21 protein-coding genes and 1 pseudogene are annotated in these 23,347 nt (G+C 42.2%); 8 read left to right on the top strand and 14 right to left on the bottom strand.

Features of this window, described 5'->3' with window-relative positions; genetic code table 11:
- Positions 1 to 26 precede the first annotated feature (26 nt).
- Positions 27 to 524: a pentapeptide repeat-containing protein gene (locus NSTCB13_RS26235; protein ID WP_322693396.1), complete on the top strand. Its 498-nt coding sequence runs from the start codon at positions 27 to 29 to the stop codon at positions 522 to 524.
- Positions 525 to 725: 201 nt separating this feature from the next.
- On the opposite strand, the gene NSTCB13_RS26230 is transcribed toward NSTCB13_RS26235, so the two are convergent.
- A complete protein-coding gene (locus tag NSTCB13_RS26230) occupies positions 726 to 2,495 on the bottom strand; it encodes a tetratricopeptide repeat protein (protein WP_448274322.1) in 1,770 nt (589 codons plus the stop codon).
- A gap of 215 nt (positions 2,496 to 2,710) precedes the next feature.
- A complete protein-coding gene (locus tag NSTCB13_RS26225; RefSeq protein ID WP_448274320.1) occupies positions 2,711 to 2,938 on the bottom strand; it encodes a DUF3368 domain-containing protein in 228 nt (75 codons plus the stop codon).
- Here NSTCB13_RS26225 and NSTCB13_RS26220 point away from each other — a divergent pair.
- Positions 2,932 to 3,075: a hypothetical protein gene (locus tag NSTCB13_RS26220; RefSeq protein WP_448265792.1), complete on the top strand. Its 144-nt coding sequence runs from the start codon at positions 2,932 to 2,934 to the stop codon at positions 3,073 to 3,075. The genes NSTCB13_RS26225 and NSTCB13_RS26220 overlap by 7 nt on opposite strands.
- 72 nt (positions 3,076 to 3,147) lie before the next feature.
- Here the strand turns inward: NSTCB13_RS26220 and NSTCB13_RS26215 are convergent, their stop codons facing one another.
- Both NSTCB13_RS26215 and NSTCB13_RS26210 read right to left on the bottom strand, forming a co-directional pair.
- On the bottom strand, positions 3,148 to 3,678 hold the full coding sequence (locus tag NSTCB13_RS26215; protein ID WP_448274319.1) for a hypothetical protein: 531 nt from the start codon (positions 3,676 to 3,678) through the stop codon (positions 3,148 to 3,150).
- A gap of 280 nt (positions 3,679 to 3,958) precedes the next feature.
- Positions 3,959 to 4,690 carry a class I SAM-dependent methyltransferase gene (locus NSTCB13_RS26210; protein WP_448274318.1) on the bottom strand — a complete coding sequence of 244 codons (732 nt, stop codon included), beginning with the start codon at positions 4,688 to 4,690 and terminating at the stop codon, positions 3,959 to 3,961.
- 179 nt (positions 4,691 to 4,869) lie between these two features.
- Between NSTCB13_RS26210 and NSTCB13_RS26205 the strand changes: the two genes are divergently transcribed.
- Complete coding sequence (locus NSTCB13_RS26205; RefSeq protein ID WP_448274317.1) at positions 4,870 to 5,022, top strand: hypothetical protein; 153 nt, start codon at positions 4,870 to 4,872, stop codon at positions 5,020 to 5,022.
- 63 nt (positions 5,023 to 5,085) lie between these two features.
- Here NSTCB13_RS26205 and NSTCB13_RS26200 read toward each other — a convergent pair whose 3' ends face one another.
- Positions 5,086 to 7,476 carry a tetratricopeptide repeat protein gene (locus NSTCB13_RS26200; RefSeq protein ID WP_448274316.1) on the bottom strand — a complete coding sequence of 797 codons (2,391 nt, stop codon included), beginning with the start codon at positions 7,474 to 7,476 and terminating at the stop codon, positions 5,086 to 5,088.
- 134 nt (positions 7,477 to 7,610) lie between these two features.
- On the opposite strand from NSTCB13_RS26200, the gene NSTCB13_RS26195 reads away from it, so the two are divergent.
- The gene (locus NSTCB13_RS26195) at positions 7,611 to 7,859 is read left to right on the top strand and encodes a hypothetical protein (protein ID WP_335085518.1); all 249 of its coding nucleotides are present in this window, start codon (positions 7,611 to 7,613) and stop codon (positions 7,857 to 7,859) included.
- A gap of 548 nt (positions 7,860 to 8,407) precedes the next feature.
- On the opposite strand, the gene NSTCB13_RS26190 is transcribed toward NSTCB13_RS26195, so the two are convergent.
- The 3 genes from NSTCB13_RS26190 to nfi form a co-directional block, all read right to left on the bottom strand.
- A complete protein-coding gene (locus NSTCB13_RS26190; protein ID WP_448274315.1) occupies positions 8,408 to 10,363 on the bottom strand; it encodes an FHA domain-containing protein in 1,956 nt (651 codons plus the stop codon).
- Positions 10,364 to 10,519: 156 nt separating this feature from the next.
- Positions 10,520 to 11,071 carry an FHA domain-containing protein gene (locus NSTCB13_RS26185; protein WP_448265787.1) on the bottom strand — a complete coding sequence of 184 codons (552 nt, stop codon included), beginning with the start codon at positions 11,069 to 11,071 and terminating at the stop codon, positions 10,520 to 10,522.
- A 107-nt stretch (positions 11,072 to 11,178) separates the two neighbouring features.
- Positions 11,179 to 11,844: a deoxyribonuclease V gene (gene nfi, locus NSTCB13_RS26180; RefSeq protein ID WP_448274314.1), complete on the bottom strand. Its 666-nt coding sequence runs from the start codon at positions 11,842 to 11,844 to the stop codon at positions 11,179 to 11,181.
- A gap of 245 nt (positions 11,845 to 12,089) precedes the next feature.
- Here nfi and NSTCB13_RS26175 point away from each other — a divergent pair, with 245 nt between their 5' ends.
- The 4 genes from NSTCB13_RS26175 (at position 12,090) to NSTCB13_RS26160 (ending at position 15,131) form a co-directional block, all read left to right on the top strand.
- Positions 12,090 to 12,611, top strand: a complete 522-nt coding sequence (locus NSTCB13_RS26175; protein ID WP_448274313.1) for a hypothetical protein — start codon at positions 12,090 to 12,092, stop codon at positions 12,609 to 12,611.
- Between the two features lie 190 nt (positions 12,612 to 12,801).
- The gene (locus NSTCB13_RS26170) at positions 12,802 to 13,965 is read left to right on the top strand and encodes a hypothetical protein (RefSeq protein WP_448265785.1); all 1,164 of its coding nucleotides are present in this window, start codon (positions 12,802 to 12,804) and stop codon (positions 13,963 to 13,965) included.
- Entirely contained in the window at positions 13,965 to 14,123 is a 159-nt protein-coding gene (locus tag NSTCB13_RS26165; RefSeq protein WP_445627397.1) for a type II toxin-antitoxin system VapC family toxin, read from the top strand. Before NSTCB13_RS26170 ends, NSTCB13_RS26165 begins: the two co-directional genes overlap by 1 nt.
- Positions 14,124 to 14,165: 42 nt before the next feature.
- Positions 14,166 to 15,131: an aldo/keto reductase gene (locus NSTCB13_RS26160; RefSeq protein WP_445627398.1), complete on the top strand. Its 966-nt coding sequence runs from the start codon at positions 14,166 to 14,168 to the stop codon at positions 15,129 to 15,131.
- A gap of 33 nt (positions 15,132 to 15,164) precedes the next feature.
- Here the strand turns inward: NSTCB13_RS26160 and NSTCB13_RS26155 are convergent, their stop codons facing one another.
- The 6 genes and pseudogenes from NSTCB13_RS26155 to NSTCB13_RS26130 all read right to left on the bottom strand — a co-directional run bounded on the left by NSTCB13_RS26155 (position 15,165) and on the right by NSTCB13_RS26130 (position 23,231).
- Entirely contained in the window at positions 15,165 to 16,430 is a 1,266-nt protein-coding gene (locus tag NSTCB13_RS26155) for a DNA cytosine methyltransferase (protein ID WP_448274312.1), read from the bottom strand.
- Positions 16,420 to 17,601: a lipid-A-disaccharide synthase gene (lpxB, locus tag NSTCB13_RS26150; RefSeq protein WP_448274311.1), complete on the bottom strand. Its 1,182-nt coding sequence runs from the start codon at positions 17,599 to 17,601 to the stop codon at positions 16,420 to 16,422. The genes NSTCB13_RS26155 and lpxB overlap by 11 nt, the downstream gene beginning before the upstream one ends.
- A 153-nt stretch (positions 17,602 to 17,754) precedes the next feature.
- Entirely contained in the window at positions 17,755 to 18,573 is an 819-nt protein-coding gene (gene lpxA / locus NSTCB13_RS26145) for an acyl-ACP--UDP-N-acetylglucosamine O-acyltransferase (RefSeq protein WP_448265782.1), read from the bottom strand.
- Between the two features lie 311 nt (positions 18,574 to 18,884).
- Positions 18,885 to 19,415, bottom strand: a complete 531-nt coding sequence (fabZ, locus tag NSTCB13_RS26140; RefSeq protein WP_445627401.1) for a 3-hydroxyacyl-ACP dehydratase FabZ — start codon at positions 19,413 to 19,415, stop codon at positions 18,885 to 18,887.
- A 98-nt stretch (positions 19,416 to 19,513) separates the two neighbouring features.
- A pseudogene (lpxC, locus tag NSTCB13_RS26135) lies at positions 19,514 to 20,387 on the bottom strand (UDP-3-O-acyl-N-acetylglucosamine deacetylase).
- Between the two features lie 210 nt (positions 20,388 to 20,597).
- Entirely contained in the window at positions 20,598 to 23,231 is a 2,634-nt protein-coding gene (locus tag NSTCB13_RS26130; protein WP_448265780.1) for a BamA/TamA family outer membrane protein, read from the bottom strand.
- Positions 23,232 to 23,347: the final 116 nt, after the last annotated feature.

Genomic DNA, 23,347 nt, shown 5'->3' with positions numbered 1-23,347 from the left:
ATGTTGAGATTTATTAAGAAGAGATTATGAAATATTGGCAACTGTTAGCTAGCTTTGTCTTAGCTATGGTTCTTTTTTTGTTTCCCCTATCGGCGCAAGCAGCAAGTTCTTCCAGTATTACTCGTTCTGTGGGTAATGATGAACTCAAGGCCAAGGATTACTCTGGCCAAAGTTTAATTGGTACTGAGTTTACCAATCTCAAATTAGAGAATGCTAATTTTAGCAATGCTGACTTACGTGGTGGCGTATTTAACAGTAGCGTATTGCAGGGGGTAAATCTGCATGGTGCTGATTTTAGTGAAGGCATAGCCTATCTAACCAAGTTTAAGGATGCTGATTTAAGTGATGCTGTGTTGACTGATGCGATGATGCTGCGTTCTACTTTTGATGGCGTGGATATCACAGGTACCGATTTTACGAATGCAATTTTAGATGGAATACAAGTGAAAAAGCTTTGTGTTAACGCAAGTGGTGTGAATTCTAAAACTGGTGTGGAAACTCGCAAGTCTCTAGGATGTAAGTAAATCCTAACCCCCCTTCGCTAGTGGAGAGGGGGATATTTTTTTAACGAATTACGAACTTGTACTGAGCGTCTTGCCCTGAGCGAAGTCGTAAAGCCTGCCGCATAGCTACGCTTCGGGCGCAGCCTCTCGTAGAGAAGGGAGCCGAAGTATTACGAATTACGAATTACGCGCAGCGATCGCGTAGCGTGCCGGAGGCGATCGCTAATGATATGCTTCTCTTAAAAAGCTGGCATAATTTGCCCGAACCGTCATAGTTGTTGGATGACTTATACCTAAAGTCCGTTCGCAAATTTTCAAAGCTTTCTCAAATAAGGGTTTGGCTTTTCTGTAGCGTCTTGTATGACGGTAAAGCGCTGCTAGATTGTTCAGGCTAATGGCAACATCGGGATGGTTATTTCCCAACAGGCGTTTACTCAGTTCTAAAGCTTGCTCATACAAAGGTTCGGCTTGTTTGTAACTTCCTGTAGATTCGTAAAGTTGTGCTAAATTGTTCAAGCTAGTGGCAACATCGGGATGTGCATCTCCAAGCAGGCGTTTTCTCAGTTTTAATGCTTGCTTGAACAAGGGTTCGGCTTCTCTGTAGCGTCTTGTATAGCAGTACAATGCCCCTAAATTGTTCAGACTCGTGGCAACATGGGGATGTTCTTCTCCCACTAGGCGTTTCCACAGTTCTAAAGCTTGCTGATACAAAGGTTCGGCTTCGCTATAGCGTCCTGTATATTCGTAGATTAATGCCAAATAGCTCAGGCTTGTGGCGATATCGGTATGTTCTTCTCCTAACAGACGTTTTCTCAGTGCTAAAGCTTGTTCAAGCAAGGGTTCGGCTTCCCTGTAGCGTCCTGTAGTTTCGTAGAGTACTGCTAAATTGTTTAGACTAGTGGCGACATGGATATGTTCTGAACCAAGACGATTTTGAGTCAGTTCTACACACCGTTGCAACCAAGGTTCTGCTTGTTGATAAAGTCCTTGACTTTGATAAAACCAGGCTAATTTGGTAAACAAAGTGATTAAATTGTCATCACCTAAATATTCGGATAGGTGAGTTGCAACTTCTGTAATATGCGGGATATGTGGAGTGAAGTTGAGAATATCTTCTGGGTTAAGCTGTTGCGGAATTAGCTTTGCTACCTCTAACATCATGGCTGCAAATTTAGTTTTTGCTTCATCCGCCTCACTTGACTTATCCAACTTCATTCGGAAAAGTTGTCGAATCTGTGGATTTAGAAGATAAATTTCTTTACTTTTCTGTTGTAATAAATGTAATTCTAGTAAATCGGCTATGGCTTTCTCGTTGAGTTCTTGTTTTTTGTCATCCTCTATTGTCTCAACAGATAGAGGAATGTCAGCTAAAGCACACAAACTTAGCAAACAGCCGAAGCTTTGAGCATTTTCATCCAACTGTTCCCAACTCAATTCAAAAGCTTCAACTATACCGTATTCATCAGGCATCAATGAGTTAGCATTGACTACTGGTTCATGTTCCACTCGTTTCTTCTCTAGCCGCTTCAGCAGTGTTTCCAGAGACAAATCTGGCATTTTATCCAAATATCGTCCCACTAACTCTAACGCTAAAGGTAAATATCCTAAAAATTTACAAATTCTTCTTGCAACCCAAGCTTCTTGTTGCAGTCGTTCCCGAACCACTAGCGATTTGAATAATTTCATCGCCGCCAATGGTTTGAGGACAGCCAATTCGCTATTATTATATTTTACGCTCAGGTAAGCTTGTAACTTTTCTAGTTTGTCTTGATTGTTGAAAGTCGCTAACTCAGGATTCTTCTGGGCAAACTTGTTATATACCTCACCCACCCATTTTGTGAAAGCGGCAATATCAACGTTTAATTCGCTGGCAAGTTTAGCTTTAGTTTTACCTAAGTTTTCTGTCTGAAAATATTTTGTAAAAGCTGCCGTTTGCTCCAGAGATAAGCCATTTGTAGCAGCTTCTTTTGCTAGAAAATTAGCCCATTGCATAAACAGCTTGTAAAGTTTATTTTTATTGTAGCTTTGTCTTTATTAGAAAATCTTCTCTGCTTGGGGTAAAAGTACCATTTATATAAAAATATTTAAATTTAGTGGCTACGTACTTTGTGATTTAGGATGAGAATCAAACCACAGAGTCGCAGAGGGCAAGAAGAAAGAGAGAAAAGGAAGCAAAAGCTATTTGAAGTTACAATTGATAGCGATCGCTATTCTTTTGTTTGTTGCTTGAGTAAATTGACCAAACTATCGGATAACCTCAAACCAGCGTCACACCAAGCTGGAATTTTAGGAGATATGCTTGGGATTAGTCCACGTCTTTTCGCTAATATCAGCAAGCCTCCGGTTCCGATAGTATTAATACCTAAAGCTTGACCACAACGCCATGCTACTCTATCGTCAACAATAGCAGGACAGTCGGAATTTTTTAGTGTCAAACTCAATTCATTTAACTGCTGCGGCAATTGGCATTTCTTGGATAAATTCTTTTGGATTTTTACAAAATGCTGAAAATACTGTTTCCTACTTGAAGCGACGCGAACATTTAACTCAACCTACAAATATTATTAACTGAATCAGATTGCGAGTTAAGGGATAATTGGTAATTGGTTTTCCAAAAGAATTCATTTCAGAAATTAGACCGGCTCTAGCGGTATCTAGCAGTTCCGGTGAGTACTATAGTTTGATATGACTGTAATTGTCCAAATAGGGGAGTACGAATAAATCCTGATGTTCTTTGAGTAGTTAAAATGGCTTCGGTTTGGACAGCAGTTTCTCGTGTTCCGATCGCTAGGTTGATAATTGGTATGAGTAAGCTCAGTTTAACTATATTTCCTCCCAAATCAGGGTTTAGTGGTTTGCTAATAATTATCGTCACTAGCGTACCGATATCAGTAGCTAATGTCTGAATTTGATCGCCACTAAAATGCTCAGAAATTTTTTGAGTTTTGTAATCAAGCTGTGGAACTCCATTGATAATTGAATACTTGATGTTAGTATCTTTACCTTCAAGTTCAAATTCATTTGGTCGTTGTACAACAATTGCTTGTGCTGGCTTGGTGGATTTGGCGATCGCAAAAGATAATAGTGATGTCGTGGTTAAGCCAGTCACAAAAGTGAGAGCAGTTTTGAGAACTTGACGACGGGGAAATTTTGAGGATATGTCTTTAAGGTTCATAATCGTTAATTTCAACCATTGATAAAGATATATTTCTCTTTTTAGAAAGAGAAAAAAATTGCGCTATCCGGTATAGAGCGCGACGAGCGCTAATATGATTCTAGATTATTCAGTCAGCAAGATAGCGAAACTATAGGCTTACACCATAGGTACTACCCGACTCGATTCTCGCTAGCACCTCGTTGAGCGACACATTGAACTTGATCGCTCCTAAATCTGGATTTTCTTTAAAGTTGATGTGACAAAGTATTAGGATGAGAAGTTCCCATGAAAAATCAGGTTAATTCTCACAACTTAGACCGATGATTAAGCAATTGTCTAAAAAATCTTGCCAATAATCTTCTGTGTACTGTTCTATTGCTTGTTTTGGAATTTCTATAGGATGCCATGAAAACTTCTTAAACCCAGCTTTTGTTACAGCCCATTCATAAATAGATTGACTCCAGCCAAAGTATTTAATCATAAATGGTGGATTTGTGTGAAGTTCAGTTTCAGAATAAAAGCCTTCTGACAAAGGTTCTTGTTTGAGTACCGTAAGTCCATACTTTGTCGAATTTGATTTCTTACAAGAGAAATTCGGATTAACCGTTATGGCAACAAAACGCCCGTTTGACGCTAGATTTTTGCGAATATTAGAAAGCATCTGTAGTAGACACTCTTTGTTTTCTGCATAATTAAGAAGATAAACCGCAGTAACTAAATCAAAACTGCCAATTTTGTGGAGTTTGGCAATATCTAACACTTGATATTCATTTCCAAGTGGATTTTTCATCTCTTGCTGGCGTGCAACGTTTACCATTTCCTCTGATATGTCTACACCAACAACTTTTGCAGCTCCTTGTTCTTTCAACAATCTGCTATAAAAGCCAGTACCGCAGGCTAAGTCTAGAATGGTTTTTCCTTGAAAATTACCAAGAATTTTAAATAGTGTAAATTTTTCGGCGATCGGCAATGTGGCTACAGTTTTAAACTGCTCGTAAAGACCGCCAATAGTATCATATAGCTCAGTCATTTGATCCTCAATCAATAGTAAATTAGAGTAATTATCTCATTCTCCCTATTCGATGCTGAGGTGCTATGCATTAGTCACATCTTTCTTAATAAAAAAGTGAAATACTAGAAATTAAAATACCAGTTGTTGATTTTTAACTGTTCAGTTAAATAAAAATAAATTTCTGATGACAATATTAAGTGGTGTTGCAGTTCGTAAGCGATCGCACTGGAGCCTTTGAACCTCGAAGTTGCACCTTTGAACTCAAAATGGCTATACAATGTCTACGACGGGCTACGCCTACGCACTTTATTGACTGTACTATTTGGTGTGTAGAAGGCGATCGCTCCTAAAATTTAAACTACAACTGTTGTTTAGCATCAATTTGGTGTGGTTTTGGGAAAAGGGTGCGATCGCTAGCGATATGCTTCTCTTAAAAACCTGGCATAATTCCCCCGAACCATTATTGTATCGGGATGACCTACACCTAAAGTGCGTTCACAAATTGCTAAAGCTTGCTCAAATAAAGGTTTGCCTTCACTGAAGCGTCCTGTAGAACAGTAGAGTCCTGCTAGATTGTTCAGGCTAGTGGCAACATCGGGATGGTTATCTCCCAGTACGCGTTTGTGGAGTTCCAAAGCTTCCTGATACAGACATTCGCCTTCTTTGAAGCGTCCTGTAGAACAGTAAAGTGAAGCTAGATTGTTTAAGCTATTAGCCACATCGGGATGGTTATCTCCCAGCAGGCGTTGTTTCATCTCTAAAGCTTGCTGAAATAAAAGTTCAGCTTGGCTGTAGCGTCCTGTAGATTTATAAAGTGCTGCTAGATTGTTCAAGTTAATTGCAATATCAGGATGGTTGTCTCCCAGTAAGTGCTTTTTTAGTTCTAAAGCTTGCTGATACAGAGGTTCAGCTTCACTGTAGCGTCTTGTAGAACTGTAGAGTAATGCTAAATTGTTCAAGCTATTGGCAACATCAGGATGGTTATATCCCAGCAGGCGTTGTCTCATTTCTAAAGCTTGCTGATAAAGGGGTTCGGCTTCGCTGTAACGTCCTTGATAACGATAGAGTTCTGCCAGATTGTTCAAGCTAGTGGCGAGAATAGGATCATCGTCTCCCAGCAAGTGTTTTATCAATTCTAAAGCTTGCTGATACAGGGGTTCGGCTTCGCTGTAACGTCCTGTAGATTTATGAAGTGCTGCTAGATTGTTCAGGCTAGTGGCAATATCGGGATGTTCCAAACCAAGACGATTTTCAGCTACCTTTAAACACTGCTGCAACCAAGGTTCTGCTTGTTGATAAAGCCCTTGGCCTTGATAAAACCAGCCTAAGCCTGTGAACGGTCTGATTAAATCTTCGTCGCTGAGATATTGGTATAGATGGGTTCCAACTTCTGCAAGATGAGGGATAAACGGATTGAGGTTGAAAATATCTTCACGATTAAGCTGTTGAGGAATTAGCTTTGCCACCTCTACCATCTGCGCTACAAAAGCAGTTTTCACCTCATCTGCATTACTTGACTTATCCAATTTCATTTGGAAAAATTGCCGAATCAGTGGATGTAGACGATAAATTCCTTTATCCTGCCATTGTATTAAATGCAGTTTCCGCAAATCAGCTATAGCTTTCTCCCAAAGTTCTTGTTCATCGTCATCTTTTATCCACTCAACAAAAAAAGGAATATCAGCCAAAGCATACAAACTCAGCCAACAGCCTAAGCTTTGTGCATTCTCATCCAATTGTTCCCAACTCAATGCAAAAGCTTCAGCCACACCATATTCGTACCGCATCAATGGATTAGCCTTGGCGATTGCTTCGTGTTCCAATCGCTTTTTCTCTAGCCGCTTCAGCAGTTTTTCCAGAGACAAATCTGGCATTGTATCCAGATATCGCCTCACTAACTCTAACGCTAAAGGCAAATATCCCAAGAATTTACAAATTTCTCTCGCAACCCAAGGTTCGCTTTTCAGTCGTTCTCTATCAACTAGCGATTTTAATAATTTCATCGCCGCCAATGGTTTGAGAACATCCAAAGGTAATTGTGGCAAAGTTCTATCAAACCCCAGACGGGTTGTCAGCAATACTTTAAATCGGCGTGATTCTGGTGGTAGATAAGGCTTAACCTGTTTTTTGTAGTTGGTGACATCATCAAACACCAACAGCACTTCACCTTTTTCCCAATTCTGCCAGCAGTATCTCAGCCTATCTGCTAATTCCCAGTCATCTGGTGCAATAAGTTTAAATTTTAATTCAGCAAATCTGAGAATCTGAATTCCGACATCTATTCCCTGTGCAGATAACCAGCAAACCCCACCTTGATAATTCTGCAAGCGCTGTTTTGCATATTGGGTAGCGAGTTCAGTTTTCCCGACTCCACTCATACCCGCCACAGCTACAATGGCAACTTGCCGAGATGTTTGTAATGAGGAGTGCAGTTCTTCTAGTTCCGCCTCACGTCCCACAAATTTTTCAAATGGGACAGCAGGGGGAATATTTTGATGAATTTCTTTAATTGTTGATTGGGCATTTTGCCCGCCATTATATTTCGCTGTCAGGCAAGCCCGTAACTTTTCTAATTTTCCCCGACTGTTAGAAGTGGCTAATTCAGGATAACTCTTGGCGAACTTGTCATACACCTCAGCCATCCGCTTTTTAACAGCAGCAACACCGATGTTCAAGTCGCTGGCAACTTTTGCCTCACTAATAGTTGAGTTTTTAGTCTTCAAACGCTCTACAAAAGCTGCCGTTTGCTCTGGAGATAAGCTATTAATAGCAGCTTCATTGGCTAGAAAATCAGCCCATTCCATAGACAGCTTGTGAGATTTCTTCTCGATTCTACTTAATTTCTACCTTCTCTCTACTTTGTCTCGATTTCTAGGGAATCTCCTCTTCTTCTGGCAGAAATACGATTTGCATAGAAACATTTAGAAGAGGTTCAGCCATGAAAACTGCCTTAACAACTCCAGTCAACTCCAATCAAACCACCCAAACTTCGCAATTAATCCCCGCGTCGCCAACATCGGTAGAAAATCCATCTACCTGGATGCGAGATGGATACAGCCCGACTGAAATTATTCTGGCGGCGGCAATTTTAACTTCATTGTCGATTGGGGGAATTGCCTCTGTGATTGTGGCGATTACGGGTTTAGTTAAAACTTTAGTACGCCCGACAAGCGAAAAAACAAAGTAGGGGTACTGGCAAAGGGAAATTCTTCGCTTCGTTGCTATCCCGCCTCGGAATCAATTCCGGGGCTAATGGCCTAAGTCCGTTCAAACGGACTAAATTTTAGTTAATTTGAGTCAGTTTTAACTGACTTATCCTGTTAGCCTGCGATTTGAATCGTAGGTGGGCTGAAGGTTTCGCCCGTAACTTGAGCCTTTGAGCCTTTTAACCTCAACGTTGCACCTTTTATCCTCAACGTTGCGCCTTTTATCCTCGAAGTTGCGCCTTTTATCCTCAACGTTGCGCCTTTTATCCTCGAAGTTGCACCTTTTATCCTCAACGTTGCGCCTTTTATCCCCAACGTTGCGCCTTTTATCCTCAACGTTGCACCTTTTATTCTCGAAGTTGCACCTTTTATCCTCGAAGTTGCGCCTTTTATCCTCGAAGTTGCACCTTTTATCCTCGAAGTTGGGATTTGCTATTCAAAACAACCAGATAAATACTCCATCTCCCCTGCCCCCTGCTCCCTGCCCCCTGCCCCCTGCTCCCTGCCTCCTGCCTCCTGCCTCCTAATACTAAGGTGACTGATTTAACACCCACTTCAACCACTGTTTAAAGGAACTTAAAATATTCAACCTTTGAACTCCAGGCGCACGCGCGGCGGCGAGTCCATCAACGGCGACTAATGCGGCGTATTGCAAGCCCAAAAAACTATCAACTGCGGCATAAGGGCCACCTAAAGTAATCGCTCCCGCAGCATACATTTGACCTTTGTCACTACGCATTTCTACCAATTCAAAATTGTTCGCTACAGTCAATCGCCCCAAGTGATTTACTGGCAGATTGTAATGCTTCACCAAATCTGCTAGTAGGGGATTGGCATCTACTTTGGCATCCAGTCCAGTAGCATCAACAATAAAGTCAGCTAACAATTTCTTTTCCCCAAAGCTTTGTTCTCGGATACGGGTAATAGTCCGGTTTTGGGCATCTCGTTCTACATCCAACACCTCACCGAAGGTAATTTGATACCAGCCTTCGCTTAACCCTTGGGCAGTAATTTGCTGCCAATCTCGGCGGTCGGCGGTGGTAGTTCCACCCCAGTCTGCTAGTAAACGCTTGCGTTCATCGGGGGTGGCTTTTTCTAACATTGCCCGGAGTTCGCCGCCCCAACAAGCTTTCGGCCAGTTAAAAGGTTGAAATTCGTAATGATTTTTGACTAGGCGTTGGGTATTTTGAAATTTGTTACCTTGAGGTTTAGGCGATCGCATTAAATGCAAAACTGCAATATTCCGATTTCGTTTTCTAGCTTCATAAATCCGCTGCACAATCCGCGAAGCCACAATTCCCCGCCCCCGAATCAACACCGTACCACCATGTTGCTCTAGTTGCTCATAAACGCGATCGTGAGCTTCATAAGCATTGACGACATATGTAAAATCTTGATATTTTTCCCTATAAGCTTGCAAATCTGGGAGAAACTGAATTGCTGGATATCCAGTAGCTAAATGTAAATAACGACTAACTAAAAAAGCATAATTTCCCGGGCCGCGAGAATAGGCGACGCAATATCTGCCATCATCGGTTTTGCGAATTACCCTAACTCGCCCATACCGATAAATTTGATTCCAACCAATGCGCTTCGCTTCTCGGTCTATGGAATCAAAGACATTACCCGCACGAGGAGTATAAGTTTCTGCAAATGTTGGTTCAGCAAACACTTGCCATAAATACTTGAATGCTGACTTTATCTCTCCCTTAGCTAAGTCTCCCCAAGCTTCACGCAAGGCATAACTAGGCCAACCCCAAATATTATCGGGACAAGAATCAGAATTAGAACGCAGTCTTTCATATAAAGGAATTTGCGAATTCAGACAGAGGCGCTTGTAACGGGCATAAGGTTCCGCCTCTAATCCCAAAGCCACAATTTTGTCAGCACGTACACCACTAATTCGCAGCAAATCGGCCCAAACAAAGCTACCCAATCCCGCCCCGATCGCTAGATAATCAGATTCATCTACTGGTAATCCCGTAGCATGAAGTGCTTGCACAGAGACTTTTTGTGCCTGAAACGCCAATGGTGGGAAATTACTTGCCACGGGCGTTAGCGGCTGAACTACAGGTAAGCTGGGGTCTGGGCGATTGGTATTTGCGTTGAAGTGAATCGTTGAAGGGGGGCTAGTATCTGGTGCAGAGGCGCTAGCACCAAATGTCACTGCGATTAGATAGGGGCCAATTTGCAACGTATCGCCATTAACTAGAACACTGCGCGTTTGTGGTTGACCATTGACATAGACACCGTTAACGCTACCTTGGTCAATCACTACTAAATGGTCTTGTTCCCAGTCAATGAGGGCATGGTAGCGAGAAACTTCGTTACTGTTAAGCAGCATCCGAGAAACGCGCACTCCCCTGAGTTCAGCAGGTAAGCGAGCAAATTCTCGACCAAAAGCGATCGGCACATTTAATAATGGTTCTCGCCGTTCACCCGTCGCTGGTTCTTCCCAACTCAATTGGATTTGTTCATTAGTCATTTGTCATTGGTCATTAGTCATTTGTCATTGGTCATTGGATATAGGGCATTGGGCATGGGGCATTGGGCATTGGGAAAGAGGAGGCAGGAGGCAGAAGTTCTTTAATTTTGAATTTTGAATTTTGAATTTTGAATTTTGAATTGATTTCTCCCCTGCTCAACTACCCCGTGCTACCAACACACTCACAGCCGCAGCTAAAGATGTTCCACACCAATGACAGCCAATTTGTAGATTCTCTCCTGGGGAAACTTTATGACATTTGGGGCATTCTAAGCCATAAACTCCTGGCGGTGGTGCGGGGGGTGTTTGTGGGTGATGGTGATGTCCGAGATTTACTGCTGGATTGGGTGGTAGCAAAATTGTTGCTGGAATGCTACCTGTGGAAACGCTTCTAACGTTGAGTTTTATTTGTCCTAAAGTGATAGTAGTGTTTTCAGTTAACGGCATTTCACCTTGGACTAATTGCCGTCCATCAACAACGGGGGGATTTTGCGATCGCAAATTCCTGATATAAAAACGCTGTTGTTGGTGATGAAAAAAGATTTCAACGTGCAGTCCAGACACAGTAGGATGACTCAGAACAATATCGCACCGGAGAGGGTCGCGACCAATGCGGACAGTACCAGGATTATGACTTGGCTGTTGTTCGTAAATATTCTGAGTTTTATCTTGGCCTGCATCGTGCCAATGTAAAGTTAGTGCGTTCATTGTTCTAACTTCGTAAGTGGTATTTAGTTACATCAACTTCTTTCTGTGCGATTCCTAACACGATTGAGTAGGTGCAAGCAAGTATTTAGAAAAAACTTCAACAAGCTTTATCTATCCGATGCTAATTTATCAGCAATACGTGTAGTTTCTGGCAGTCGATATTTTGGCGTGCAGCGCAATACATAGTCAATTGCTGTCGGTAAACTAATTCTATGACCACTGGAAATGTACAGAGGTTTTACTCCTGTGCGCGATCGCAAAACTGCCCCAATAGTTTCACCGTTATATATTAGTGGTTGCGTGCTGCCTTTGATTTCTGCCAATTCTTCATGCTTACCTATCAACCTGGACTTAGCTACACCAATTGTCGGCATATCTATAAGTAACCCTAAATGGCTAGCTATACCTAATCTCCGGGGATGAGCAATTCCTTGACCATCACACAGGATAATATTTGGTGTTGTTTGAATTTTCTCCAAGGCATCGAGAACAGCTGGAATTTCCCGAAATGAGAGGAACCCAGGAACATAAGGAAACGTTGTAGGACGATGTGCTAGGCTGGTCTCGATTACTTGCAAATCAGGAAAACTTAGGACTGCGACAGCAGCACGGCTAATTGTCCCATCAGCTTCAAAACCCATATCCACTCCAGCAACGTACTGGATAGGTTCTTGCAGTCGATCCTCAGTAATTACTTGATTTTGCAGCGTTTCTTGGATAACTATGGCTTCTTCTAGCGTCGAAGGCCAAGCACGATCTCGGTAAAACTTCATAATATTGAAAATTGGAATTTAACTGATTAATATTAATTTTGTTAATTTAGCAAGTACAAAAACAAAAGTTTTTGATGGTGAGACAGGGAAAATATATTTTTGTAAAAGTCTGTGAAAGACTATCTTTATATTAAATATTTTAGCCCAGGTTAGCTGATATCTTGCATCACAATGTTACTTAAGGCTGTCAAGAGGGAATCCTAAGAATATAAGCTTATTTTCCTAGATTTTCTCTTTTACTGGTTATGATACAGCCAAATATTCTAAAACTTGCAAAGCAGGGAGATGCAGAAGCGATCGCCTCTCTGATGAACCGCCACTTACACCCCAAAGGGATCAAAGCAAAAGTTGCTTTACAAGATGCTTGCTTGGAGGTAACGCTAGAATCTGCCCAAGTACCAAATCAGCAAATTTTAGTTGCATTTATCCGCAAAGGGTTAACAGCTTTAGGGGCTGCATCTGTTGAAAGAGTCAAAATTTATGGACAACAAACAGGTAAGGGTTTTCCGGCTTGGAGTAAAGAGTTTGATTTGGGCATGGTAGAAGCTGATTTAGAACCAGTAGATAATGAAGAGTCTTATAACAATCCTCAAACTCTAACTATTTGTATTAACTTCAGTGGTGATAATGCACAGGGAATAACAAACCATGATTTTGAATTTATTGCTAATCAAATCAGCACTGATATTTTATCATCTTCTACTAATGTTTTTATTCAAAAAGTAAGTATTAGTAATGGTAGTTCTGTGATTACAAAGGAACGTTAGGATTTAATTTTTCTCACGCATAGATACAGAGATAGAGCATAAAATTCGGGCTTTTATGAAAATTATCATAAATCTATATAAATTTTAAATATAGGACTATAAAGATTTTGAAGATGTTGCTTTCACCTGTAAATGGGGAATTCTGAGATAGAAGAATATTATCTTAGTTGTTTGGATTTATTTATTGGTTATGAAACAGCCGAATACTCAGGAACTTACTAAGCAAAAGCAACAAACGTTTTCCTGGCCTTTATGGTTTCCTTATCCTACTTCTTGGTTAAAAGCATTGATTTTAACTCTATTTTTGAGAGTTATTATATTTATACTAAAGAATCCTGGAAAGTTAGGCTACCGTATCGCATATTTTGTAAACAGTCCTGACTTATTTGCTATATTTACAATACTGTTAATCCTATCTCCAATTCCTATAATTTCTTTTACTCATCACTGTTTACACTTGCTCATTAGTCGATTTATCTCAGAAATTCAAGCACCGGAAATAGGTAGAACACAAGGATTATTACCAGGAATAATGAGTTGGTGGGAAGGATTGTACGCTTGGCTTGTAATTGCAATTTCTACACTGATAGCAGCTTTGTTTTCTACAATACTTCTACCATTCTTTAATCTTAGCCACACCAGACAAATTGAATACTACGTACAAATGCAAAATTTTAATAATAATACAACATTAATATTTGGGTTATTTTATGTTTCTACTGGGGCACTAACTTATCAAATTGAATGTTTGGTAAAACAACGAATAATATCTGCTTATTCTGGTAATCAAAGAACAGATGCAAGTGAAGTAAACCCTGATTTGAATACAGATAAGAAAATAAAAATATTGCCCGAAGAAATGGGGATGCACAAAAGAAAATCAGATGTTTTATCAAATGATAAAAAAACTACAATCATCAATAATCGACGAAAGTATCGTAATTTAAATAAAATTTGGCTGCTCCTTTCTGTGATAGTTTCAATTGCTGTAGGAATATACTTTTCTTCAAAGTTTGTAGAAATACTTCCTCTAACCTCTAAGATTCCAACACAAGTACCATCAAAGTCTGTATTAGTTACACCATCACCAGTGACTTCAGAATCGCCTACTGTGTTACTTGAAACTGATAGATTTCGAGAGGCAGTAAATCAAGCAATTAATGCAGCTAACCTGACTCAATCAGCAAAATCTCCAGATGAGTGGAAGACAGTTGTGAGTCATTGGAAAGGTGCGATCGCACTTATGAAAACTGTGCCATCTTCTAGCCCAAATTATGTAGTAGCCCAGCAAAAAAGTAAAGAATATCAAATAAATCTCAACTACGCTGAGAAAAATTCCCTTGAGAACAAGTAATGCGATTTCGTGCCAGTATTAACATCAAATTACCAGATGCGCTCCATGCATCCACAGCACTGTTGACTCAATGCTTTACTTTTCTAACCAACGATCGGCGCTTTCGTAGTGTTCCTAAACTATCAGTAATTTTGCTTTCTGAGATTAATCCCCCCTAGTTAGAATTTATAATAAAAGTAATTTCGCCCCCGAACCCAATCATGACAGAAGGAAAAACGCGGCGTAATTTCCTAATTACTAGCATTGCTGTGACTGGAGGTATTGTGGCAACTAATGCTTTTGAGCAAAATACTACCAACACTGCAACACCGCCAGCAAATATGCCGGAACGGGTACTAGGACGCACGAAAGTAAATCTGCCTATCTTCGGGTTTGGAGCAGGACAAGTGCCACTATCCGGCGGCGAAGGAAAAGAGGATGATGCTACGGCAATTATTCAAAGAGCGCTGGAACTTGGCATTCGCTACTTTGATACAGCCGCTAGTTATGGGCCGAGTGAAGATTATTTAGGCAAAGTGCTACCACCCCATCGCTCAAAGCTGTTTCTAGCAAGCAAGACCGATCAAAGAGATCGGGATGGTGCATGGCGAGAATTGGAGCGATCGCTTAAACGTCTCAATACAGATTATCTCGATTTGTGGCAGTTGCATCACGTTTCTTTTTCGGAAGAACTCGACACCATCTTTAGTCCATCTGGCGCAATTAAAGCTTTAGAAGAAGCCATAGAACAAAAATTGGTGCGTTTTGCTGGGATCACCGGACATCACGACCCTGAAATAATTGCTGAAGGGTTACGTCGCTATCCTTTCCACACTACACTGATTCCTGTAAATGCTGCCGATAAACATCACCCACGTCCATTTATCCCAGTAGTTCTACCAGTTGCTCAAGAAAAAAATGTCGGTGTGATTGCGATGAAAGTCCTAGCTTATGGTCGGTTGTTTAAATCAGGTGCGTTGACAGGTATGGAGGAAGCTTTAGGTTACACACTGTCTCAGCCTGGGGTTCATTGTTGCGCGATCGCAGCACAGACAGTTCCACAATTAGAAAATAATGTCAAGATAGCGCGGGCTTTTGTACCCCTGAAGGAACCAGAATTAACAGCGATCGCAGGGCGGGCTGCTAATGTCTGGGAAGATAGTACATTCTTCCGTGCTTGGACTTAACCTAACTTGCACATATTACAAAGTGTATTCTTACTAATCACACTGATAATATTGTGCCGCTTGCGACATATTAAATTGTAATAGCTTCTCCTCTGGTAACTTGTATTCCAAACTTGGCTTAAAAGGCGAAATATTCAAACTGCGAATAATTTCTGACGCCACAGCCTTGGCTAATAACGGTGGTACAGAGTTACCAACTTGTCGAAATCCGTGCCATTTGGTTACATGAAATCTAAACCAATCGGGGTAAGAATGCAATCTCGCCGCTTCCCTGACAGTGATACAGCGCGGCGTAGATGGATGAATCGGTCTCGGAGATGTGAAAGAACCTCTATACTTATCTGTTCCGGCTCTTAAAGTATTACAGACACCATCACGATGTAGCTTATGAAAACGACTAATTTTTTCTCTCTCGCCTTGTTGAGTCTCCTGAAAACGTTTAACAGTTTCTGCGGAATGTTTGGTTCTTAAACTTGAAGAAAGTATTCGCAAATCATATTCTCGTTTGTAAGAATAATCATCATCTAGGCATTTGATCCCGCGAAGTATAAGAGCATAGTTACTAGGCTTTTCATAGTCTGCAACAACCCAATCTCTTGTTAGTAACTCTGGATATTTTTCTATTTCAGGTAAATCTCCAATTGCATCCCATACTGTAGGACTCAATGGAATGTCAGATATTTTTTGAGAATTTAAATTATTTGGTAAAGCTTGTTTAGTAATCGGCTGAGGATATTTCGGTAATTCTATATCCTCCCTTGCACCTATCAGAAATAATCTCTCACGTGACTGTGGTACTCCGTAATTTGCAGCGTTAAGAACTTTATAATTTTCTTCTACTTTATAGCCATGAATTCTAAAATCGCTAATTAATGTTTTGAGGATTTGTTTATGTTCGCCAACTGTAATTCCTCGAACATTTTCCATCACAAAGAATTTCGGTTTTAGTTCAAAAACCAGTCGATGAAAGTGAAATACCAAAGAGTTTCGAGGATCGTCAACAGCCCGTTTACCAATTAGGGAAAATCCTTGACATGGTGAGCCACAAATAACCACATCAATTTCGCGATCGCCAACACGAGACTGATTCCTAATTTCTTTCCCGGTTGTATCCACAACACTTTTGCATAACACAGAGCAATAAGGGAAGTTAAACTCATGTGTTGCACAGTGGATCGGGTCGATTTCCACAGACGCTAGCACATCAAAACCAGCTTGCTCAAAGCCAAGAGTCATACCGCCCGCACCAGCAAATAAATCAACTGCGATCGCTCTTTGTTTTTTCATCTCATAAGCCATGACACCTCAATATATTTGGTCGCATTTGCAAAATTTCTTGAGCAGCGCGATCGCAAACCCCAACTTCTCCCAAACTTTGCCGCATTTCTTCATAATCTAGCAAAGTTTGCTCTCTGCGACTGGGATTGAGTAGCAGTTCCATTGCTGCTTGGGTAATATTTTCTGCTGTGGCTTGCTCTTGTAAAAATTCTGGCACAATCGGCTTCATTACGATTAAATTAGGTGGCGATGCGAAGGTTATAGAACCTTTGAGGATTTTCCGAGCTATCCACGCAGTCAAACGACTGAGGCGATAAACTACAACCTGTGGCACATTTAACAGAGCGAGTTCTAGATTGACAGTACCAGATTTGCTAATGGCTAAATCAGCCGCAGCAAAAACTTCCATTTGTTGACTTGATAGAACTGTCGCCCGTAAACCGTAACGCTTAATAGCCTCTTCGATTGGCTGTCTATAGACTTCTAGCGATAGGGGAATCCAGAAACGAACTTCAGGTAATTTAGCTTGAATAGTTTGGGCAGCTTGAAAAATAATTGGTAAAAGATATTTTAGTTCTTGACGGCGAGAGGCGGGGAGGAGTGCGATCGCAATTTCTTCTGGTGCAATCCCCAGCGTTGCACGAGCTGCTTTTCTACTAGGAGCATCTTGCATTCGGTCAACCAAAGGATGTCCTACCCAACTAACTTTTGCGCCTTTCTCGCGAAAGTAACGGGCTTCTTGTGGGAAGATTGCCAACAGCTTATCTGTAAAACCAACAATCCGGTTAGTTCTTCGCAAACTTATTGACCAAGCCCACTCTTGGGGAGCAATGTAATACACCACAGGTAGATCTGGCAGATGCTGTTTCATATAAGTCCCAATTTCCAGATTGGGAGTCATATAATCGATCAGCACTACCAAGTCAGGTGGATTTTGCTTTAGGGAAGCGATCGCCTGACGTTGCACCTGAAGAGTCGGTAAAATATAAGGCAGCCCTTCTAGAATACCCATTGAGCCAATACTACTGGTATTTCCCAGCAGAGTTGCCCCAGCCTCTACCATTTTTTCGCCACCCAGCGCCACAATCTCTAATTCCAACCCAATCGCCGCAGCTTGACGCTTCAGCGCTGAAATTAGTAGCGATCCTTGTAAATCGCCAGATACTTCGCCAGTGCTGATAAATATCCGCATTTGATAATTAAAGTTAGGAGTTAGCTGTTAGAGAAGCAATTAACCCAAGTCTTTCCAGGAGTTAGCAGTTAGGAGTTAGGAATGAAGAGTGAAGAGTTAAAAAATTTAATTTATCAACTCATAACTCATAATTCCTAACTCCTAACTTTTAATTCACGATTCATCACTTGCGCCTTTTTTCCCTTTACTAGGAATCAAGCCACGTCTTCCAGGCATCTGAGAAAGTAGAAGGAAGCGCCGCAGATGCTGCAATTCTTCGCTATCCCCTAATAATTCCAACTGTTCCAAGGCATCCTTAAAAGACAAATCAGAACGGTAGAGAATGCGGAAGGCTTTTTTCAGCAAAAGCAAATCTGCTGAGTCCATACCAGACCGTTTGAGTCCGACAAGATTGAGAGTTCGCACCCGCGCTGGATTTCCCTCCACCAGCATATATGGGGCCACATCTCGATCGATACGTGCCATACCTCCCACCATTGCTTGTCTACCAATATGCACAAATTGATGGACACCTAAAACGCCACTTAGCCTAGCGCGTGACTCTATATGGACATGACCAGCCAACGCCACAGAGTTAGCAATCACTACTTGGTCTTCAATCACGCAGTTATGAGCCACATGGACATAAGCCATCAAAAGATTACCGTCACCAATTATTGTCGCTTCACCAGCACCAGTGGCGCGGTTAATAGTAACGTACTCACGAATCAAGTTGTTATCACCAATTTTGACCCAGGTTGGTTCTCCTACAAACTTCAGATCCTGGGGTTCCATGCCGATGGCCGCACCTGTAAAAATCTGATTTTGCGCCCCAATTTCACAAGGCCCCTCTAGCACTGCATGAGCGCCGATTATTGTTTCAGGGCCCACTTTGACATGCGCTCCAATCACAGCATAGGCACCGACTTGCACTGTATGGTGGAGTTCCGATTTCGGATGAATTACAGCAGTTGGATGAATTAGCGTTTTCAAGGGTGAATCTCCAGAACTGTCTTAATAATCCAGCGCCAGGCGGGGTTTTTGAGGCAGCGCGTTACTCTGGTTAAAAGAGTTATACCGACTACCGCCCCATTGAGGCGACTGGCGTTGTTGAGCGTGAAATATTTCAGTGAACGAAAGTGTCGGTCAAAGCAAGTTAAATGTGTTTGTGAGTGCGTCTCGTAGAGAGGGCGGCGAAAATCAAGAAATTATTCAGATGCTGTTGTGGATTTTTTAACTGTTATCCTGAAACAGGATTCAGTAGGGGCATTTCACGGCTATACCCATACCACGAAAGCAAACTTTTAGCTAACTAAAGAAAACATTAATTCTCCTTCACAAGCAAGTTGACCATCAACTTCGGCACGACCTTGCATCTTACCGAAACGACGTTGTTTTACCCATAACAGTTCCACCGTCATGACTAGTTGATCCCCCGGCACGACCTGGCGACGAAAGCGAACTTTATCGATACCAGCGAAGACGAACAGCCCGCCTTCTACCGAAGACATTTGAGTTAGGACAATGCCTCCAACTTGTGCCATTGATTCAACAATTAGCACCCCTGGCATCAGTGGACGTTCAGGGAAATGTCCTTGAAAATGGGGTTCATTAATAGTGACATTTTTAACCCCAATAGCTTTTTTACCTGGCACGTAGTCAATGATTTTGTCTACAAGTAAAAATGGGTAGCGATGGGGTAGCAATTTCTGAATTTCTTCAGATGTGAAAGTTGTTTTAATCTCCGAACTGATTGTAATCTCATTTATACCCTGTGGTTCGGTAGATGTAGGTGTAGTCGTATCGATGGTATTCACTTCAGTGAGGATTGACATTGGCCGTGTAGTTGATTTTTTATCTAAAAGTTGAGTAGGCAAGCGTATATCCAAAGCCTTAATAATCCTGGATGCAAACTTTAGATCGAATCTAAAATCTAAAATCGTTCGACTGAGCGAAGCCGAAGTCCAAAATCTAAAATTTTCTGAGCCAGTTGAATGTGTAAATTATGACTGGCTTTATACGCTAAAAAATGAGCACGAGGAAAAGTTCCTAGTAAACTCAAATCTCCTACTAAATCCAAGATTTTATGACGGACTGGCTCATTTGCAAATCTCAACGGTGGATTTAGCCAGCCTTCTGGGCCACAAACGAGTGCATTATCCAAACTGCCACCTTTAATTAACCCTGTTTTTTGTAAGTGTTCAATTTGATGTAGTAACCCAAAAGTACGAGCAGGAGCAATTTCCGCAGCAAAGCTAGCAGAAGTTTTTTCTAGTTCAGCGGTTAGCGACCAACTATGCCATTGATTACCAATAGCGGGCAGGTCAAAATCAATACCGTAACTAAACCAGGTTTCTGCTGCTGGAAGGGCAGATACAAAGGCATCCCCTTCATAGACCCCATAAGGGTTCTGTAATAGCCAAGGGAACTTGGTTGTTAGCGGGTTGTGAGACTAAGCCAACTTGGGCAATATTGGCTGTCCACACACTTGCTGAACCATCTAAAAGTGGGACTTCTGGGCCATCAATTTCAATTCGGGCATTATCCACACCCATACTCGAAAGTGCTGCCAACAAATGCTCTACCGTGCGAACATATACCTCACCTTTACCCAACTGAGTTGAAAGAACAGTGTGACTAACTGCTGCAACTTGGGCTGGAATTATTGGCAAATCCGGTAAATCCACCCGCACAAAGTAGCGTCCACTTCCCGCCTCGGCTGGTAATATCCGCACCTGGGTATTTACACCGCTATGCAGTCCCACCCCTCTTTGGGTGATTTGGGCTGCTAGAGTGTGCTGTCGCATAGCCGAAAAGTCAATATATTTCCTTTAGTATTGTTCATCGTCTGTTTTGGTAAAATCCCTGATATTCCCTGAAAAATGTCATTAATCCCTTTATCGGAACAGTATTGAGGTAAATGTAACAATTAGCAAGCTAATCCAGAAAAGTTATGAGTTAACAGTGAAAAGTGAGGAATTAAAACTCATAACTCCTAACTTCTGACTCCTAACTAATTAAAATCTTTCGCCAATACCGAAATTAATCCGGCTATCACCATCATCGTTGATACCGTAGTCAATCCGAATCGGCCCCAGTGGAGATTGGACGCGAACGCCAAGGCCATAACCATAGCCACTGCCATTTTTGTTCAACACTTCAGCAGCCCTAGTACTAGTTCCCAAGTCACTGCCGAGATCAAAAAATAATGCGCCACTAACTACTGAAAAAACTGGAAACCGATACTCAACTGATGCTTGCACATAAGAGCGTCCACTACCTAATGCTCCTTCTTCATAACCCCGGACGGAGTTGCTACCCCCAAGAGTAAAAGCTTCGTAGGGAGGCAAGTCACCAACGATGGTTCCTGCTTGCAGGTTAAATGCTAAGGTTTGTGCCCCTTTGCTAAGGCTAATCAGCTTAATGGGTAAATATTGGCTGTAGCTACCCCGGAATCTGGTCAGGAAGATGTTGCCTAGCCCCACAGGGACTGACTGATCGACTCCAAAGCGCAGATAAGAACCACTAGTGGGTTGCAGGGGGTTATTACGGAGATCGCGCTGTACCCCTACTTGAAACAGTAGTAAATCGTCTTGACCGCCGCTAGAGAGAGTCAATGGAATTTCATCACTGAGGCGGTTTCCAGTATTATCATCAAATACCGCTCCTGTTTTTCTCAGATTGCCATCAGCATCACGGGCGGAAACTCGTTGATACTGTAAACCCGCTGAGGCAGTCCAGACAGAAGTTTTATAAGGGTTGGCAGACAAGGGACGAGTAAAGGTGACACCACCACCTAGACGGAGAATCCGGGGGCGATCCTGAGAATCTACATCGGTGGGATTACCCGGATCAAACGTCCTAATATCTTCATCTTTACCATCGAAAATCAACGAAATAGAACTGCGACGGAAAATATTGGTTGTGTAGGAAGTCCGGTAAGGATCTCCTGCGATCCAGGGATCAGTAAACCGCACGTCAAACAGCAGTTCCCGTTCTCCTACCTGGATTTCTGTCCCCAGTTTTTGGTTCCTACCGTTCAGGTTTTGCTGTTGATAGCTAACTGTTCCAAAAAGTCCGCTAGCAGAACTAATCCCTGCCCCAGCCGCAATAGAGCCGCTGCTGCGTTCAGCTACATTCACTACTACATCCACCTTGCTGGGGTCGGTACCAGGGTCTAGAGACACATTCACATCTTCAAACAGTCCCAGTCCATACACGCGCTGTAGGTCTTTTTGTACTGTGTTGCGATTGAATACTTGTCCTGGCTTTAACTCCACTTCTCGGGTAATAATGTAATCTTGTGTTTTTCCCCGAATTGGTTGTCCTTTCTCGTCTGTCTCCTGTCCATCTTTGTTGCGGAACCGGACTCTAATATTTTCTACTACCCCTTCTGCTACTTGTAAGGTAACAACTCCGCTTTCAGAGACTTGTGGCGCTCCAATCACGTTAGCTAGGACGTAACCTTGGTCTTGATACCGCTTGTTTAACTGCTTGATGCCTTCTTGCAAGTCACGCAAATTGAGAATTTTGCCATACTGCTCCCGAAACACTTCATCCACAGTGTTAGCTGGTAGTACAGAAGGGACACCAGTGCCAGGATTGGCTTGCACTTCTACTTTACTGAGGACGGGATTAGGCTGGACAACAAAGCTTACCCGCACTCCCAAAGGGGTATCTTCTGGCGCTGCTTGGACGTTGGAGAAGAAGCCAGTACCAAAGATAGCGTTAATATCTTCTTGCAGTTGGCTGCGGGTGGTTGTTTGTCCTGGTTGGGTACGAATTACTCTGTAAACTTGGCTTTCCAGTTCTGGTGATAGTTGGCCAGTCTGGGATCTAACTACTACTTCCGATACCAGTACGCGGGGATCATTGGCTTCTGGGGCTGTGTTGGGTTGAGTATTGTCCGGAGTTGTCGGTGGATTAACATTCTGCGGACTGGGAGTAGCGCCTGGAGTTGTCGGTGGATTTACATTTTGCGGACTGGGAGTAGCGCCTGGAGTTGTCGGTGGATTTACATTTTGCGGACTGGGAGTAGCGCCTGGGAATGGAGTATTGCCCGGAGTTGTCGGTGGATTAACATTCTGCGGACTGGGAGTAGCACCTGGGAATAACGTAGGTGTTCTTTGTTGACTAGCTGGGGGGGGAATATCTGGAGTAGCTGATGGTTCTGGAGTTGTGGGTAATAAAGGTTCTGTTGTCGGTGGATTTACATTTTCTGGGACTGGAGTGGTCTCAGGAGTTGGGGAAGGCGTTGGTTGTTGAATTTCTGGCGGTGGAATGTCTGGAGCCGGAGACGGCTGTTGAGTAGGACTGGAATTAATTTCAGGGGTTTGTGCAGTTGTTGGCGTTGTGGAGGTTGGCACAATTACCTTTGGGGTCGCGCTTGCTGCTGGGTTGGCAGGGTAAATTGCGACGACGCGGGATTGGGGACGCTCTGCCTCTATAGTTGCTGTAGATTTAGGTTGAGATTCTAGACTTTTACTAGAGTTAACCTGACCAGTGTCCTTTTCTGAGTGTTGATTTTTTTCTAGTGTCAAAACTTCTGTTGTCTGTTTGGAATTGTTGGCGGTTTCTGCATTCGCACTCAATGAGCCACCCAAAGGGGCTGCAATTGCTACTGCTGCCAGCAATACGGGAGATAAACGCATTTTACTTATATTCCTCTTCACGACCACACACACACCATCACAAGGCAATAATGCCCTTATGCCAAAGGTAAAATTTCAAAACATAATTTTTTTCTTTTGCTTTTTTACTTTACAAG

The organism is Nostoc sp. DSM 114160, assembly GCF_053470305.1.
Note: the sequence above shows the minus strand (reverse complement) of the source record. Positions and strands in the feature narration are given on the sequence as shown.

Excerpts from the sequence above, each read along its gene's own strand:
- NSTCB13_RS26185 (WP_448265787.1), bottom strand. The coding sequence starts at position 11,071 with ATGAACGCACTAACTTTACATTGGCACGATGCAGGCCAAGATAAAACT.
- NSTCB13_RS26170 (WP_448265785.1), top strand. The coding sequence starts at position 12,802 with ATGAAACAGCCGAATACTCAGGAACTTACTAAGCAAAAGCAACAAACG.
- NSTCB13_RS26130 (WP_448265780.1), bottom strand. The coding sequence starts at position 23,231 with ATGCGTTTATCTCCCGTATTGCTGGCAGCAGTAGCAATTGCAGCCCCT.
- NSTCB13_RS26195 (WP_335085518.1), top strand. The coding sequence starts at position 7,611 with ATGAAAACTGCCTTAACAACTCCAGTCAACTCCAATCAAACCACCCAA.
- NSTCB13_RS26190 (WP_448274315.1), bottom strand. The coding sequence starts at position 10,363 with ATGACTAATGAACAAATCCAATTGAGTTGGGAAGAACCAGCGACGGGT.
- NSTCB13_RS26155 (WP_448274312.1), bottom strand. The coding sequence starts at position 16,430 with ATGGCTTATGAGATGAAAAAACAAAGAGCGATCGCAGTTGATTTATTT.
- NSTCB13_RS26165 (WP_445627397.1), top strand. The coding sequence starts at position 13,965 with ATGCGATTTCGTGCCAGTATTAACATCAAATTACCAGATGCGCTCCAT.
- NSTCB13_RS26235 (WP_322693396.1), top strand. The coding sequence starts at position 27 with ATGAAATATTGGCAACTGTTAGCTAGCTTTGTCTTAGCTATGGTTCTT.
- NSTCB13_RS26210 (WP_448274318.1), bottom strand. The coding sequence starts at position 4,690 with ATGACTGAGCTATATGATACTATTGGCGGTCTTTACGAGCAGTTTAAA.
- NSTCB13_RS26215 (WP_448274319.1), bottom strand. The coding sequence starts at position 3,678 with ATGAACCTTAAAGACATATCCTCAAAATTTCCCCGTCGTCAAGTTCTC.
- nfi (WP_448274314.1), bottom strand. The coding sequence starts at position 11,844 with ATGAAGTTTTACCGAGATCGTGCTTGGCCTTCGACGCTAGAAGAAGCC.
- NSTCB13_RS26230 (WP_448274322.1), bottom strand. The coding sequence starts at position 2,495 with ATGCAATGGGCTAATTTTCTAGCAAAAGAAGCTGCTACAAATGGCTTA.
- lpxB (WP_448274311.1), bottom strand. The coding sequence starts at position 17,601 with ATGCGGATATTTATCAGCACTGGCGAAGTATCTGGCGATTTACAAGGA.
- NSTCB13_RS26200 (WP_448274316.1), bottom strand. The coding sequence starts at position 7,476 with ATGGAATGGGCTGATTTTCTAGCCAATGAAGCTGCTATTAATAGCTTA.
- fabZ (WP_445627401.1), bottom strand. The coding sequence starts at position 19,415 with ATGTCAATCCTCACTGAAGTGAATACCATCGATACGACTACACCTACA.
- NSTCB13_RS26160 (WP_445627398.1), top strand. The coding sequence starts at position 14,166 with ATGACAGAAGGAAAAACGCGGCGTAATTTCCTAATTACTAGCATTGCT.
- NSTCB13_RS26175 (WP_448274313.1), top strand. The coding sequence starts at position 12,090 with ATGATACAGCCAAATATTCTAAAACTTGCAAAGCAGGGAGATGCAGAA.